Here is a 15617-nt window from a genome sequence, read left to right as displayed (position 1 = left end):
GTTTAGGTTTGTCTACAGGGCCTGAGAAATTCAATATACTATTTTTCGGCTTTAAGTTCTATACTTTGCTTGATCAAATGCAAGGTATAGTTCAAAACCGTATCTTCTCCTTTCTGGAAGTCCTCCACAGTGAGTTCTACCAGATAGGCAGGAGGTATGGATTTCCCTTCCATCGGGAATCCACCCGCAGAAACTCTTGGCTCTCGGGTAGGTATACGAAAGGCTATACCTTGACTGGTTACAAAGTTCGAAGCGCCATTGCCGGTATCGCCGTGGGTTGGCGTTCCGATAAGCGTAGCATCAGCGCCTTCCCACAAGTCAATGGCAAAGCTTTCGGCTGACGAGAAGGTATAGCCGCTCGTCAGCACGAACAGTTTTCCTTTATAGCTTTCCGGGTCCGGGCTGATTGACCTGGTTGACACACTGGCCCTGTGTTTTTTCTTAACCAGATAAGTCGCCATTTTTTCGCACAAAGCTGAATTTCCGCCTCTGTTATACCTGAGGTCGATGATCAGATAAGGTTTGTCTTTCAGGCTTAAGTAATGCTCCAGAAACTGCTCTACCACATCGCCTTTCATGCCATTGATCGCGATATACCCAATCTGGTCTGTCAGACTCTTACCTGCTGTTAAGGTATAATCCGGCACAGGTATGTAAGTGCTTTCATCAAAGAGCACAGAAACTTCTTTCAAACTGTCTGCTGTCCAGATTAAAAAGCGACGCGAATCTTTAAAGTAACTTCTAAAAATGTTGTTATTGACAGTCAAAGCTGTTCTGCCTTGCCCTGTTGAAGCGTATACATAAGCCTTCTCCCGCTCCAGCCAATCCAGCACCGGCATCCCATCAATTTCAAGGATCTCATCTCTCTCTTGTATACCTGCTTTTCTAAAACGCTCATCCCGGACACGCGTGAAGAACACCCGGTTTTCTACTAAAGCCGCATCGCAGTTTACAAAGTTTCGCCTGAAATACACGCTCGAATGTCCGTTCTGCAATTCACTGAAATACTGAAGTATCAACTTGCCATAAGTCGTGTTATCCTCCGCTTTTGATAGCAAGGCAGCGTAGTTGTCAAACAGCGAGTCGGTGTGAATTCCTTTGCTTGTTAGATAATGATGCTGACTCTCGACAATAGCATGGATCTCTTTGAAATTAGCGAGGTACCCGGCTGGGTTATGCTCCAGATCGTTGATATAAATATTCTGGAAGTTGGGGGATGAAGTGGAGCAGCCGGAAAGAATGCTCAGGATGATGATCAGGACGAGGTATAGCTGTTTCATGGGTTGGTGGTAGTTGGGAACGGACTCTGCTTTGGGGTGGGGTAGTTTACTTTTGGGTTTTGTTTTATAGTGCCTGTTTTACTCGATTCTTAGTTTCCTCAACATCTTTATGAATTCTTTTAAATGACTCTCCAGACCGTTGTAAGTCATTTGCTTTACTTCACTTACTTTCAAAGAAGTTGCAATTCCATCTCCGTCATACTCAAACCTTACATGCCTGAATGATTGCTGAATGGAGTCTATGTCTTTGTCGTCCCACTTATCCAAATGGGCATAGTTTGTCTTTGCTGTTACCCGAAGTCTCCCATTTTCAACTTCACAAATCATGTTGTAATTATCAAATTGTCCCACAAGGCTTAGTCTGGACATGAACCATTGGCTTTCCTTTTCGGTCAAGCTTGCTTTGAATCCATTTTCAAATAGCTCGCTCATAGGAATGCTATTGAAGAATTTTTCAGTCCTTCGATATTCAATGCAGCCCTGTATTGTCTCTAATATTATTAAGATTGTGGGCAGGATGAATAAAGTCGTGATAAGTCCAAAAATAAAGTCTGAACTGTAATAGCACCTTCCACTTTCACAGTTGTAATAGACCAAAATGCAAAACGCGATCGTCAGAATTATTGCTGTCCAAACGAATGTCCTAATTAACTTGGCTTTATTGAGTAAGATATAATTTGTCATTATATGTCCGAATTGTCCCAGGCCGGCTGCACAGCATGTTTGGCTATAAGGTGGAGTAGCTGTCTTAGAAGTGTGGTTGATAAAAATATTACCTTACGATGTAGCCTACCTTAACTCCCATTGATACATGCGGTCGGTAAAAGACTCCTTCTTTTCGGTCAATAGGCGGAAACCAGACATCAGATTCTGCAAAATATTCGTCCGCTGTTAGCCCAAAAGGTTGGTGCTTTATAGAAAGTCGTCTTAGCCCTACACCAAAGAAATGGTCGAGTACAAAATTGTTGATTTTAATCTCTATCCCATACTTTAAACTTGTAACCCAGACGGTCCTGTTTATATCCGAATAATCATACCGGTAAGAAGTATTATTTCTCTTCAGATAATCATTCTCTTTTACATATTTCTGCGGGAAATACATACCTTCCACGGATAAGTAAGATGAAGAAACCGATGCGTTTTTCCCAATAAAGTATTTTAACTCCGCTTTCGTTTTAGAGTATCTGTAATTCTTCCTTTCGCTTTCACCGTCCGTTACGAGAGTCCGAAAGGTCTGCATTTTAAACCCATGGTCTAAAGACAATGCCAATCGCTTATGCAAATTCTTATGGACACCAATTTGCAAAACACCTGTTATCGGGTCAAAAAAATTAAAGGGAGCAATATGAAAGCGTATTTTTTCTTCTGCGCCCTGGCTAAATGCACTGCTGCTAACCGAGAGTAAAAAGAGTAAGACAAATGGCAGGGCTTTATCTTTCATTGCTTAAATTTTTTACTAACTCCCAGCTTAACGGAAGTCTATTCCTTAGCATATCGGCCTATTTGCGAATGCACTTTATACCTGAACATCCGTTATTTAACTCCAATTTAACTAAATATACCTAAGCTCTTATACCTTCCAACCATGCCTCTACCTCCTGCACCGGTACGATATAGTTCTCCAGCTTATCCCCTGTTGTACCAACTACTGCCCTATACCTGAACCCAAGTGCTTTGCAGAGTAAAAAATAGTGGGTCTTGATCAGGTTGGCGGGATGAAATTCTAGTACCTGGCATTGCTCCGAGAAAAGCAGGTTGGTCAGGCCGGCGCCGTGGGGGGCAATGACTGCCTCGGCTTCATAGAAGAGCTGTACCTGCTGCTGATAGGTCAATTCCTCTGCCCGCACTACTTCAAAGCCAAACCTGTCGAGCAATGGCAACAGTTCCTGCTCATTCAGCACACGGCGGGTTTTAGCTTTTGCGCGACTGATGTACACGCGTCTTTTGCGGTTGCTTTGCTGTACTCCATATCCCTGCCATACCTTGTGCCGCAGCCAGTCAGCTATCTCGCGGGGCAGATAGCCACTTTGCGCATTGGCCACAAACGAAGAGAGCACGAAATCTTCTACCCGCCATATTTCGTGTTTGCCTATGTAGACCACTTCAGCTTGTGGGTAGTCTTTCAGTATAAATTGCAGAGTGTCGAGCTGGTAAGCGGCCATATCGCGGCGCATGATCACCCTGATCGGTTCCTGCGAATGCTCCAGCACCAGGTATAGCCGTGGCAGACAGTCAAAAAACCAGTGGTAGTTGTTATTTTCAGCCCAGGGCAGAAAAAGCACGGAGGTATAGCGACCTTTCTTTTGATTTGGCAGCAGCAGCGATACTTCCTTAAATGCATCCGATTTGGCCAACCGGCTCACCTCCCCCACTGATTCCACCACAATTTTCCCATCCAGCACCACAGCACCGGAGTTGCCCAGCACCTCCACATCTTGCAGTTGTATCAAATACTGTTCTTTCTGCCGGTAACCCAGGCTATAGTCGATGGCGTAGTTGAAGCTGCGGGCTGAGTCCTCCAGAAAAGCTTTCTCCTCTTCATCAAAATCGAGCACATAGCTGGGAATAAGTACCTGTTTGCCCGGATGATGCAACACCGAGGTATAGCGGGAGTAATAACCCAGCGTATGAAGTAACCCGAAAAAAGCTTTTTTCAACATGAAACAGTGAAGTATGGGAATTTTAGGAGTTAATAATCGTAGGAACAGGTCACAACCTCTCAGAATCATGCACCGGCAATCTATTATTGGCAATCCTGCACAAACAACAATTAACAACCAGCAATCAACAATTAATCTCCCAATATATAAACAGCAAATAACAATATCCCCAGGCAACAACCAACCTGCAACTATAAATTAAACATCCACCCATTTAACAATTACAGATCAACAATTAAATATTTAACTTGCACCTTGGCATGGGTTACACATCCTTTGGCCTGGTATAAAGTAAAAAGTAAGCATGGCATTAGACTTAAATAATAAAGCTATACTCGTAACAGGCGGCACGGGCTCGTTTGGCAAGAAGTTCGTGGAGATGGTATACGCCCGTTTTCCGGACGTGAAACGGGTGGTGATTTATTCCCGCGACGAGCTGAAGCAGTTCGAAATGTCGCAGGTATTTCCCCACAGCAAATATAATTCTGTTCGCTACTTTATTGGCGACGTGCGTGACGGCGATCGTTTCAAACGGGCTTGCGAAGGCATTGATATTATAGTACACGCCGCTGCCATGAAACAGGTGCCGGCCGCCGAATATAATCCAATGGAGTGCATCAAAACGAACGTGCTGGGTGCCGAAAATATCATTAACGCCGCCCTTGACACCGGCGTGAAGCATGTCGTGGCCCTCTCTACCGACAAAGCAGCTGCTCCGATCAACCTGTATGGTGCTACCAAACTTTGCTCTGATAAGCTGTTTGTAGCCGCCAACAACATGAAAGGCAAGCGCGACATCAAGTTTTCGGTGGTGCGTTACGGCAACGTGATTGGCTCCCGTGGTTCGGTGGTGCCTTTCTTTTTGAAGAAACGTGAAGAAGGTGTTCTGCCGATCACCCACCCGGAGATGACCCGTTTCAATATTTCACTGGAAGAAGGCGTAGAACTGGTTTTCCATGCGCTGGAACACCACTGGGGCGGTGAGATCTTCGTACCGAAAATTCCTTCTTATGTGATCACCGACCTGGCCGAGGCTATTGGCCCGAACTGCAAGCAGGAAGTGGTAGGTATACGTCCGGGTGAGAAACTGCACGAAGAAATGATTACCGAAACCGACTCCCTGAACACTGTGGAGCTGGATAAGTACTACGTGATTGTGCCTTCTACTCCGCTCTGGACGGTCGAGGATTTTATGAAAGCGCACAATGGCAAGATGGTCGAACTGGGTTTCAAGTATAACTCCGGCACCAACAGCGAATGGCTCAGCGTAGAGCAGCTTCGCGACCAGATCCGTCAGCACGTAGACCCGAATTTTAGTGTGTAAAGTAGTGAATGAGTGAATTGTTAGATTCCGGCTGTCATTCCGAAAGAATTGAGGAATCTGGATTATTGCAGAGTCACTACGCTATCTCAGTTTCTTCCAAGGATCGAAATGACAAGGGAATCATGAAGCAGACGGCGTTGGACCACTCATATATCACCGAAAGCAATTTAACGCTTCAGCACTTAACTTCTTCTATGCAAAACGAAAAGCATATACGCCCTATACCTTACGGTCGACAACACATTACCGAGGCCGACATTCAGGCGGTGGTGGAGACGCTGCAATCGGATTTCCTGACGCAGGGGCCGAAGGTGGCAGAGTTTGAACAGGCTTTTGCCCGCTATGTGGGCGCCAAATATGCTGTGGCGGTAAGCAACGGTACGGCTGCGCTACACCTCTGTGCCATGGCACTTGGCGTGAACGAGTCTTCCCGTGTCATTACCACGCCCATCACCTTTGTGGCCTCGGCCAACTGCGTGCGCTACTGCGGCGGCACCATCAAGTTTGCTGACATCGACCCGAACACTGCCCTGATCGACATTGCCAAGGTACGTCAAATGGTGGAGAACAAGCCAAAAGGCTATTACAGCGGCATCATCCCTGTCGACTTCGCCGGCAATCCTGTGAACCTGGAGGAGCTGCGCAAGCTCGCCGACGAGCACGGGCTTTGGATCATTGAGGACGCGGCCCACTCCCCCGGCGGTTTTTTCATTGATAGCAAAGGCAAAAAGCAGTTCTGCGGCAACGGTAATTTTGCCGAGCTGGCCATCTTTTCTTTCCACCCTGTGAAGCACATCGCCACAAGCGAGGGCGGCATGGTGACCACCAACGACGAAGAACTCTACAAAAAACTCCTACTCTACCGCACCCACGGCATCACACGCGACCCGGAGTTGCTGGAGGAAAATCACGGCGGGTGGTACATGGAAATGCAGGAACTAGGCTACAATTATAGAATTCCCGATATGCTCTGCGCCTTGGGTCTCTCCCAGCTAAGCCGCGCTGACGAAGGCATGACCAGAAGAAGGCATATTGCCAAGGTATACGACAAGGCTTTTGCAGGTTTTGAAGGTATAGCGGTGCTGGGCACTAATCCGGCGGCGTTGACAGAAACAAGTAAGACAGGCCACGCTTACCACCTATACGTGATCCAGGTGGCCGATCGCAAAGGACTCTACGGTTATCTGCGGGAGCACAACATCTTTGCGCAGGTGCATTACATCCCGGCCCACACCATGCCCTACTATCGCAGTCTGGGCTACAAGAAAGGTGACTTCCCAAAGGCTGAAGGCTATTACGAGGCGTGTCTGAGTCTGCCGATGTACCCGAGCCTGACGGATGAAGAGCAGCAATACGTGATTGAGAAGGTGAAGGAGTTTTGCCACAAATAAGTTTGACGGGTCAGGCACATACACACAGGCTGATCCTGGGCACGGCGCAATTTGGGCTCCCCTACGGCATCAGCAACCAGCGCGGACAGGTGCCGGAGACGGAGGTGGCCGGGATTTTGGCCGAAGCGCACAATGCAGGTATAGACACCCTGGACACGGCAGCAGCCTATGGCAGCAGTGAGCAATGTCTGGGCAACGTGCTCAGCACCTCCCCTGATAACTTCCGCATCATCTCCAAGTACCCGCCCAACCAACCGGATAAAAGCATCGCTCAGGCATGTCACGAATCGCTGGAGCAATTGCGTATGGTGAAGTTATACGGCTACCTGCTGCACAGCTACGCCAGCTATAGCAACAAACCATCGGCACTCGACGACTTACAGCAACTCAAGGCATCAGGCTTGGCAGAGAAGGTGGGAGTATCACTCTATCATCCGGCCGAGGCCGAAGCGCTGCTAAAGCAGGAGGCGAAAATCGATATCCTTCAGTTTCCCTACAGCATCTTCGACAGGCGCTTCGAAGAGCTGCTGCCTGAGCTGAGAAAGCGGGGGATCGAGACGCATGTGCGCTCTGTATACCTGCAGGGGTTGTTTTTCATGCAGCCGACCGAGCTGCCGCCATACCTGCAGGAGGCTTCACCCAAACTGGAGCGGCTACAACAATTGGCTAACGCCTATCAAGTCCCGGTCGGGGCGGTTTGTCTGGCTTTTGCGCTGTCAAATCCCTATATTTCACAGGTGGTGATCGGTGTGGAGAGTCTACAGACCCTGCAGGAGAATATCCGCTATAGCAGCACAACGCTGCCCGAAGCACTTTATACTGCGCTTTTAGAATTGAAAGAAGAAAACGAAACTATACTTTTACCCTACAAGTGGCCCGCACGATGAGCAGCAATCTGACTGATATGTTTTCTTTAATGGGCAAAGTGGCCCTCGTTACGGGCGGCTACGGCCATCTGGGCACCGCCATCAGCCTGGGACTAGCAGAAGCCGGTGCCGCCGTTTATGTACTGGGCCGGAGCGAGGAGAAATTCAGAGAGGCTTTTGATCAGTATACCGGGTTGAAGATTGCCTTCGCCTACTGCGATATTTCAGATATAGCCACTGTTGCAGCCGCTTTTGCGCAGGTACAGCAGGCAGAAGGCCGGATTGATGTGCTGGTGAATAACGCCTTTTACTCCAAAGGACAGCAGCCCGAGCAGCTCACGGATGAAGAATGGGCTTACGGCATCGACGGCAACCTCAACAGTGTGTACCGCTGCATCCGGGAGGTGATCCCATACCTGAAACAGAACGGCGGACGGATCATCAACGTGTCTTCCATGTACGGTATGGTTTCTCCGGATTTCAGCATCTACGACGACAGCCCGGCTTTCCTGAATCCGCCGCACTACGGAGCCGCCAAAGCCGGTGTACTACAACTCACACGCTACTTCGCCTGCTACCTGGGCAAGTATAATATCACTGTCAATGCCGTTACGCCAGGGCCTTTCCCGAGCGAACAGGTGCAGCAGAACGAAGGATTTATAGAGCAACTCCAGCGCAAGAACCCACTGGGGCGCATCGGGCAGCCGGATGATCTGAAGGGCGCCTTCGTTTACTTGGCTTCTGACGCCTCGGCTTATATGACAGGTCAGAACATGGTGCTGGACGGAGGCTGGACGGCATGGTAAAGGTCGGCGCCATTATACAGGTACGCCTGGGTTCAGAACGTTTGCCGGGCAAGGCACTGCTACCGCTTCCTTTCAGCGGAAGAACTAGTCTACTGGAGCATGTGGTAACGAATGCCCGTAACGCGACAGCCTTGCAGCAAACGATCGTCGCCACTACCACCCGAAGCGCTGATGATGCCATTGAAGCTTTCTGCGAGGCGAAGGCTATACCTTGCCTGCGCGGCCCAGCAGATGATGTGCTGGAGCGTTTCCTGCAGACCGCCCAGACTTTTGAGCTGGATGTGATCGTACGCCTGACCGGGGATAACCCTTTTGTGATGCCGGTAACGATCGACCAGGCGGTAGCGCAGCTAATTGCAACAGGTTCAGACTATATCATCACATCAGGCCTGCCGCTCGGTACCAACGTGGAAGTTTTCACGCGACATACCTTGGAAACAGCCGACGCACTGGCTACCGAAGCCGCCGACCGGGAGCACGTGACGCCCTATATCAGAAGGGATACCAGTTTCATGAGGCAAGCATTGCCTTATACCTCTCCCATCGAACAGCTGCGCCTGACCGTAGACTATCCGACGGACTACGTATTGGTTTCTATGATTATGGAGCGGCTCTGGAAACCAGGTCACCAGGTATCGCACGAGCAGATTGAAAGACTGCTACAGGAGCACCCCTGGCTGCAGGAAATAAACGCGGGCAATTCGCAACGACAGGTTTTTGTGACTGAAGAAGAGGAACTGGCAGCTGCCAGAAAACTGCTGCAGGCCGGAGGATTTACCCGAGCACTGCTAAAACTACAATAGCATGAACAGGAAAACACGCATCATTGTCAGGGCAGACGGAAACAGCCGCATCGGACTGGGGCACGTCACGCGCTCACTGGCGCTGGTGCACATGCTGCGCAAGGATTTTGAGTGCGTGTTTGCTATTCAGTCGCCTGACCAGGCGCTGCAAGAGCGTATTCTGGAAATCTCCGACGGTATCATTGTGCTTCCTCCTGCTGAGCCAGATGCTGATCGTTTTGTGCATGAACTCGACGCCTATGTTTCTGAAGAAGAGATCGTGGTGCTGGATGGCTATACCTTTGGCACTGCTTATCAGCAAAATATAAAATCCCGTGGTGCGGCACTTGTCTGCATTGACGATATTCATGCCTATACCTTCGTGGCGGATGCGGTGATCAACCAGGCGGGTGGTGTGGCACCGGAACTTTACAAGACTGTACCCTATACCCGACTGCTGCTGGGTCCGCACTATGCGCTGCTCCGCCCCGCTTTCCTGAGAGCCGCCAAAGTTAACCGGACTATACCTGAAGGCGAGCTGTGTGTGCTGGTTTGCATGGGCGGTGCCGATCCGGATAATCATACCTTGCAGGCACTGGAAACGCTGCAGGCTATACCTGCCGTGAAGCAAATAGAAGTGGTAGTAGGCAGCGCCTATACCCATATGTACGAACTGAAGCAGCATCTGAAAGACCAGCCCCAGGCCAAACTGCACCGCGACCTTTCCGCCGAAAGTCTGTGCCGCCTGATGTCCAAATGCCAAGCTGCCATCACCTCCGCCAGTGGCATTTCTTATGAATATGCCGCCGTAGGCGGACTGCTATTTGTGAAGCAAACTGCCGACAACCAGGCAGGTATGTACCAATTCCTGACAACAACAGGTATAGCCAAACACTACATTAACCTCTCGAAAGCACTGCAGCAAGGTATAAGCGAAGAGGAGTTTACAGCACAACTCACCACGCAGCGGCAGTACTTTGACGGCAAAAGTCCGGAGCGTTTGCTGGCCTTTTTCCGAGGCTTAAATCTGGCCACTAACCTGAAACTTAGGCTGGCTAAACCTGCAGACCTGCACCTGCTTTTTGACTGGGCCAATGACCCGGAGGTTCGCCGGCACTCGTTCAATTCTGAGCCCATTCCGCTGGAAAATCATATCCGCTGGTTTCAGGCCAAACTTGACAACCCCGACACCATCCTTTATCTTGCTGAAGCAGACGGTACACCAGCCGCCCATATCCGATTTGACATCAACAGCAGCACAGCCAAGATCAGCTACCTGATTGCGGCAGATTTCCGGGGCAATGGACTAGGGCACACCGTGTTGCTCAAAGGTATACAGCAGCTCTTGGAGGACCGGCCTGATGTGCAGCTCGTAGAAGGACTGGTGCAACAGGATCACAAAGCCTCTGTGCGGTCATTTGAGAAAGCCGGTTTTGCTTACGGAAATGCCGATCCGGCACATCCAACAGCTTTCCGATTTGTTTGGCAGCCAAAGGCCAGGGTATAGTTTAGAAACAGAAACCATGATCAACGATATTAGTATTGCCGGTCGTCCGATTGGCCCAAGCCATAAGCCCTTTATCATCGCGGAGATGTCGGGTAACCACAACCAGTCACTGGAGCGGGCACTGGCCATTGTAGACGCCGCCGCTGACGCTGGGGCAGACGCCATCAAACTCCAGACCTATACCGCCGATACCATGACTCTGCCGGGTGCCCTCACCATCGAAGATGAGGGTTCCTTGTGGAAAGGCCGTGAGCTGTATGACCTCTACAAGGAAGCTTATACCCCCTGGGAGTGGCACCAGCCTATTTTTGAACGGGCGCGGGAACGCGGCATCATCGCTTTCTCCTCTCCTTTCGACGAGTCTGCAGTGGATTTTCTGGAGAGTCTGGATGCACCTGCCTACAAGATCGCCTCGTTTGAGAACACCGATCACCCGCTGCTGCGCAAAGTGGCAGCTACGGGCAAGCCCGTGATCATGAGTACCGGTGCCGCCACGGTGCAGGAAGTGGCCGAAGCTGTGCAGGTGCTGCGGGAAGAAGGCTGCCTCGAGTTGATCCTGCTCAAATGCACCTCCACCTACCCGGCCACGCCGGAAAATACCAACCTGCGCACTATTCCGCACCTGAGTGCATTATATGACTTGCAGGTCGGCCTCTCAGACCATACCATGGGTGTGGGCGCTTCGGTAGCTGCTGTAGCCTTAGGTGCTACAATCATCGAAAAGCACTTCACGCTCAGCCGCGCCGATGGCGGCGTGGACTCGGCCTTCTCGCTGGAGCCAGCCGAACTGCAGTCGCTGGTGGTGGAGTCGGAAAGGGCCTGGCTGGCGCTGGGGCAGGTGCAGTACGGCGTGCAGCGAGCCGAGGAGAAGAGCCGTCTTTTTAAACGCTCTGTTTATGCTTCTAAAAACATTCAGGCAGGTGAAACATTAACCAAAGAGAATATCCGCGTGATCAGACCGGGCCTGGGGCTGCCGCCGAAGCACTACGAAGAATTGTTGGGTAAAAACGCAGCACAAGATATCAAAGCAGGTACGCCGCTTAGCTGGGACATGGTATAACACATGAAAGACTGGTATACCCTGTACAGCAACATTCTATACCTGCACTTTTCCGAAGGTTTCTATAACCTCCCGGAAAGCGCCAAAAATGCAGCCTCCCCCGCTAATCCTTTGAAGCGACTCCTGCGCATGGCCGGCTATACTCTGGTGCGGCTCTTTGGCAACCTGTTCAAGTCAGTGGAGCAGCCGGAGCGACTGCAGGGCAAGATTTGGCTCTATGTGGTGAGTCAGAATAACTACGACAGTCTTCACTTTTTAGAAGAGGCTATACCTGAAGCCGTGATGGTAGCAGGGCAAAGTAAAGCCATTGGCAGGTATAACCAGCAAGTGGCGCGGCTCTCACTGCGTAGAAAGCTGCTGCACTACTACAAATTTCTGCCGCTTTTCTTTCAGTTTCTCTCGCACCGAAAACGCAGCACTATACGCTTCGTGGACCTGCTCTACGATGCCGTTGGTTTCTATGAGGTATACCTGCAAAAGCTGAAGAAGTACCGTCCTCATGCTATTGTGTTTGCCAATGATCATAATGCTGATGCACGGGCTATGCTCCTAGCAGCAAAAGAATTGGGTATACCTACCGTTTATGTGCAGCACTCGAGTGTGAGCAATTTATTCCCGCCGCTAGCTTTTGACTTAAATCTACTGGAGGGGCAGGACTCGCTGGACAAGTACCGGCAATGTGGGCCGGTGCATCGGCGGGTCGAATTCATAGGCATGCCAAAGGTCGACAAGTTTATACAGCACCGTAACAAGAACCAGCAGGTGCAAACACTAGGTATAGCCTGCAACCTGATGGACCGGGTGGAGGAAGTAGAGCAATTGGTTCGCCACATCAGCCGTGATTTTCCGCAGCTCCGCATCCTGCTACGCCCCCACCCCCGCGACAAACGCAGCTATACCTTCGCCACCGGCATCAATCCAAACATCAGCCTTTCCAACGCAAGGCAGCAGTCAGTTTTTGAATATCTGCGGGAGCTGGATATGCTGATCAGCGGTAATTCAGGTATACACCTGGAGGCCGTGCTGCTGAATGTTTGGTCCGTTTACTTCAACTTCAACCCCAAAGAGGAACTGCACGACTACTACGGCTATGTTGCAAACGAACTTGTGGAAGAGGTGATTTCTTACGCAGCACTCAAACCCATGCTGGAGCAAGGTGTACAGCAAAAGCCAGACGTTTACCTGCGGGCCAGGTACTACAATGCAACGGTGGGAACTTCTTATGACGGGAGAAGCGGAGAAAAGGCAAGTGCGCTAATCAATAATATGCTGGCTGAGGACAGGAGCTATCACTTTCATACTGGCAACTCTGCCTGAATCGTCTACCTTTGTGGCCTGAATAAGAAACATGAGCAAACATCTCCAGCGCGAGGGAATTTGGAACACCGTGATCTCATATGCCGGCATCGCCATCGGCTATGTGAACACCATTCTGCTTTTCCCAAACTATCTGGAGGAGGAAGAAGTAGGTCTGACACGCCTGCTGATCCAGATCTCGGTGATGTTTGCGCAGTTCTCGGCGCTCGGTTTTGTGAACATGAGTGTGCGCTACTTCCCTTATTTCAGGGACAAAAGCAAAGAGCACCATGGTTTCCTGTTTCTGATGCTGGCTATACCAGTGCTGGGCTTCGGCACCATTTCAGGGCTGTTCCTGCTGTTCAAGCCGGTCGTGATCGACTACTACATCGAGAATTCCCCTCTCCTGCTCGATTACTATTATTTTGTGATCCCGCTGGCCTTTTTCACGCTGCTCTTTAACCTGCTCACAGCCTACCTGCGCTCGCTGTTCAAGACCATTATCTCGTCTTTTGCCCAGGATTTTCTGCTGCGCATCCTCACTACGCTGCTCATTGGACTCTATGCATTTGGTTGGATTGAGTTCAGGCAATTTGTATTGCTCTACATTGTCATCAATGCAGTGATCACACTCTCACTGGTAGTGTATGCAGTCTGGCTGAAGCAACTGTTTCTGCGTCCGCGTCTGGCAGCGCTCAGCATCGTTCCCCTGCGGGAAATGCTCTATTATGGTTTTTTCACCTTTTTAGGCAACATTTCCATCACGATTATCACAACCGTTGACCAGATCATGATCAGCTCTTACAGTCTGGGCGACAACGGTATTTATACAACGGCTTTCTTTATCACCAGCGCCATCATGGTGCCAGCCAGGTCTATTTTCAAGATCGCTTTTCCGCAGGTGGCAGAGTATTGGAAAGACAAGGATATGGCAGGGATGGAGCGACTTTATAAGCAGATCACGCTGATCAATTTGATCGTTGGTTTGCTGCTCTTCATCGGCATCTGGGCTAATATTGACAATCTCTTTTCTTTTATGCCGGAGACTTACCGGGCGGGTAAGTACGTGGTGCTCTTCCTGTCCATGGCTCGTATAATCGACCTGGCAACAGGTATAAACGGCATTATCCTGGCTACTTCTGAGAAATATCGTTGGGATCTGCTTTTTAATGTGGTACTAGCTGGCCTTACGATCTGGACTAATTATGTTTTCATTCCGCGGTATGGGATAAACGGAGCGGCCTTGGCTTCGATGATCTCCTATGTGACGATTAACCTATTGCGCCTGTTCTTTGTGCAGTGGCTCTACAAAATGCAGCCTTTTGCCTGGAATTCATTGGGCGTCACAGCCATTGCAGCCGTAGCGCTTGGAGCCTCATACCTGGTGCCATTCCTTGGCAACCTATACCTGGACATACTGGTTCGCTCCCTGCTGATTACAACCATTTACATGGGACTGATGCTTAGCCTGCGGGTATACCCAGACATGAACCAGTGGATGCTCGCACAGTGGCGCAGACTTTCTTAAGACATAGTTCTCATTGACTGAAAACCATGATAAGTTATAGGAAAGGGTATACCTATCCGGGAGGCCTTCTATAAAAGCTTCACTACTATAAAATCAGAAAAATCAGATTTAGTAACCTGTGGTCAGGTTGAAGGTTTCCACCTTTGAATCGAGTACTTTTCCGTTTTCGCACTTGAGTACGCGGTGCGGGTAGCGGTTGATGATCTCGTAGTTATGCGTCGCCATCAGGACGGCCGTGCCACTGTTATTGATCTCGTTGAAAAGCTGCATGATGCCGTCTGCCACGATTGGGTCGAGGTTACCGGTTGGTTCGTCAGCCAGCAGAATAACCGGTTCGTTGAGAAGGGCGCGGGCCACTACAATGCGTTGCTGCTCACCGCCGGATAATTGGTGCGGCAGTTTATTGGCAGCGGCATCCAGCCCTACTCGCATCAACACTTCTGTGATGCGCTGCTTGCGCTTCGATTTGTCTTTCCAGCCAGTAGCTTTCAGCACAAAGGCCAGGTTCTCAGCCACCGTGCGGTCAAATAACAACTGGAAGTCCTGAAATACAATGCCGATCTTGCGGCGAAGAAAAGGCACTTGTTTACGTGGGAGCTTACTCAGTTTGAAATCGGCAATGTTTCCTACGCCCGTCTGAAGCGGCAAATCACCATATAAAGTTTTGAGCAATGAGCTTTTCCCGCTACCAGTCCGTCCCACCAGGTATACAAACTCGCCTTTGTCAATGTCAAAATTGACACTGCTCAACACGGTGTTCACGTCCTGATAAATAGCCACGTCGCGCAGCGACACCACAGGGGTAGAGGAAGAAAAGCTCATAAAAAATTAAATGTCTAGTTGCTGCAGTTTACCAAACTCAAGGGACTCAATCAGTGCTGCCAAAGCCTCCTCTTTCCCCTCCAGACCGTAGCGGTCCAGGTTCTTGAGTGGACGGTCTGCCCTGAAATAAGCAATCAGCACGAAATTGTCGTCGCGCAGCTGAATATAGTCGGGAATTTTGGCCTTGCCCTTTACTTTGATGATGTACATCTTGGTAGAATGAATAATGAATAATGACTAATTACTGGGTATAGAATTGATAATGATTAATGAAGCATAATGGTTTAGTGCTATA

15 protein-coding genes are annotated in these 15617 nt (G+C 49.8%); 9 read left to right on the top strand and 6 right to left on the bottom strand.

Annotated elements, in window-relative coordinates:
* Positions 1-38 precede the first annotated feature (38 nt).
* From K3G39_RS00330 to K3G39_RS00315, 4 genes are all read right to left on the bottom strand, one after another.
* Entirely contained in the window at positions 39-1280 is a 1242-nt protein-coding gene (locus tag K3G39_RS00330; protein WP_220624177.1) for a S41 family peptidase, read from the bottom strand.
* A gap of 78 nt (positions 1281-1358) precedes the next feature.
* The gene (locus K3G39_RS00325) at positions 1359-1712 is read right to left on the bottom strand and encodes a hypothetical protein (protein WP_220624176.1); all 354 of its coding nucleotides are present in this window, start codon (positions 1710-1712) and stop codon (positions 1359-1361) included.
* Between the two features lie 340 nt (positions 1713-2052).
* Complete coding sequence (locus K3G39_RS00320) at positions 2053-2721, bottom strand: hypothetical protein (RefSeq protein ID WP_220624175.1); 669 nt, start codon at positions 2719-2721, stop codon at positions 2053-2055.
* A gap of 121 nt (positions 2722-2842) precedes the next feature.
* On the bottom strand, positions 2843-3940 hold the full coding sequence (locus tag K3G39_RS00315; RefSeq protein WP_220624174.1) for a DUF563 domain-containing protein: 1098 nt from the start codon (positions 3938-3940) through the stop codon (positions 2843-2845).
* 304 nt (positions 3941-4244) lie between these two features.
* Between K3G39_RS00315 and pseB the strand changes: the two genes are divergently transcribed.
* The 9 genes from pseB (at position 4245) to K3G39_RS00270 (ending at position 14500) form a co-directional block, all read left to right on the top strand.
* A complete protein-coding gene (gene pseB, locus K3G39_RS00310) occupies positions 4245-5264 on the top strand; it encodes a UDP-N-acetylglucosamine 4,6-dehydratase (inverting) (protein ID WP_220624173.1) in 1020 nt (339 codons plus the stop codon).
* A 194-nt stretch (positions 5265-5458) separates the two neighbouring features.
* Positions 5459-6655, top strand: a complete 1197-nt coding sequence (gene pseC / locus K3G39_RS00305; protein WP_220624172.1) for a UDP-4-amino-4,6-dideoxy-N-acetyl-beta-L-altrosamine transaminase — start codon at positions 5459-5461, stop codon at positions 6653-6655.
* Positions 6643-7542, top strand: coding sequence for an aldo/keto reductase (locus K3G39_RS00300; protein ID WP_220624171.1), 900 nt, complete (start codon positions 6643-6645; stop codon positions 7540-7542). The genes pseC and K3G39_RS00300 overlap by 13 nt, the downstream gene beginning before the upstream one ends.
* Before the next feature lie 17 nt (positions 7543-7559).
* Positions 7560-8327, top strand: coding sequence for an SDR family NAD(P)-dependent oxidoreductase (locus tag K3G39_RS00295; RefSeq protein WP_255593670.1), 768 nt, complete (start codon positions 7560-7562; stop codon positions 8325-8327).
* Positions 8321-9130: a cytidylyltransferase domain-containing protein gene (locus tag K3G39_RS00290; protein ID WP_220624170.1), complete on the top strand. Its 810-nt coding sequence runs from the start codon at positions 8321-8323 to the stop codon at positions 9128-9130. The genes K3G39_RS00295 and K3G39_RS00290 overlap by 7 nt, the downstream gene beginning before the upstream one ends.
* 1 nt (position 9131) lies before the next feature.
* Positions 9132-10616, top strand: coding sequence for a UDP-2,4-diacetamido-2,4,6-trideoxy-beta-L-altropyranose hydrolase (gene pseG, locus K3G39_RS00285; RefSeq protein WP_220624169.1), 1485 nt, complete (start codon positions 9132-9134; stop codon positions 10614-10616).
* Between the two features lie 16 nt (positions 10617-10632).
* Positions 10633-11676: a pseudaminic acid synthase gene (pseI, locus tag K3G39_RS00280; RefSeq protein ID WP_220624168.1), complete on the top strand. Its 1044-nt coding sequence runs from the start codon at positions 10633-10635 to the stop codon at positions 11674-11676.
* Positions 11677-11679: 3 nt separating this feature from the next.
* Positions 11680-12993, top strand: a complete 1314-nt coding sequence (locus K3G39_RS00275; protein WP_255593667.1) for a hypothetical protein — start codon at positions 11680-11682, stop codon at positions 12991-12993.
* Between the two features lie 31 nt (positions 12994-13024).
* Entirely contained in the window at positions 13025-14500 is a 1476-nt protein-coding gene (locus K3G39_RS00270) for a lipopolysaccharide biosynthesis protein (RefSeq protein WP_220624167.1), read from the top strand.
* Positions 14501-14608: 108 nt separating this feature from the next.
* Here K3G39_RS00270 and K3G39_RS00265 read toward each other — a convergent pair whose 3' ends face one another.
* Entirely contained in the window at positions 14609-15322 is a 714-nt protein-coding gene (locus K3G39_RS00265; protein WP_220624166.1) for a cell division ATP-binding protein FtsE, read from the bottom strand.
* A 6-nt stretch (positions 15323-15328) separates the two neighbouring features.
* Entirely contained in the window at positions 15329-15532 is a 204-nt protein-coding gene (locus K3G39_RS00260; protein WP_007654512.1) for a hypothetical protein, read from the bottom strand.
* Positions 15533-15617 lie beyond the last annotated feature (85 nt).

The organism is Pontibacter sp. HSC-14F20 (genome assembly GCF_019599265.1).
In the GTDB taxonomy this organism is placed as follows: Bacteria; Bacteroidota; Bacteroidia; order Cytophagales; family Hymenobacteraceae; genus Pontibacter.
This window is presented reverse-complemented; position numbering and strand designations above follow the sequence as displayed.